We start from the raw sequence: 678 nt of genomic DNA, 5'->3' as shown, positions 1-678 counted from the left end.
GCGTTCAATCAGCGGTATTAAAGGCGTAAACGCCCTCGCTCCAAAAAATCCACTCGAGTTTGGTAGCAGTAATCTCACTGTTGTTTATGGCAATAACGGATCAGGAAAGTCGGGTTACGTCAGAATCCTCAAACATGTATGTGGTGCCCGCGAGCCAGGCATTATCCACAAAAATATATATGGGTCCAAGGAAGAAGCACAGGAAGCTCACATTACGTACGAACAGGGCGGCGTACTCAAAACCCACCATTGGGATGGGAACGACACCGGCGAAACTCTCAGTACTGTTGACATTTTCGATACTTCGTTTGGCACGGTTTTTGTTAACAATGAAGATGAGGCGAGCTACGAGCCACCGATACTATCCGTTTTCAGCTCTCTGATTCTCGCATGCGAAAAAGTTGCCTCAGCTCTAGAAGCTGAGATTCGTCAGTGCCAGCCAAGAAAACCGGATATCTCCGCTGACATGAAAAATACCCCTGAAGGCCGCTGGTATGAAGGCATCAATGCCGAGACAACTGACGAAGAGATCACAAAGCATTGCTTATTTAGCAGTGCTGACGAGGATGAGATGCACACCTTGCGACAGCGCCTTGCCGAAAACTCGCCGACAGAAAAAGCTAAGGAGTTGAGAAAGCAGAGACGGCATGTCGACAACCTGGTTCAGGATGCCCGAAT

General features: G+C 48.5%; 1 pseudogene. It reads left to right on the top strand.

Features of this window, described 5'->3' with window-relative positions:
• Positions 1 to 678: pseudogene (locus HMPREF1627_RS00515) on the top strand (hypothetical protein); the annotation flags it as partial.

It is taken from the genome of Actinomyces sp. S6-Spd3 (assembly GCF_000758755.1).
Taxonomy (GTDB): domain Bacteria; phylum Actinomycetota; class Actinomycetes; order Actinomycetales; family Actinomycetaceae; genus Pauljensenia.
This window is presented reverse-complemented; position numbering and strand designations above follow the sequence as displayed.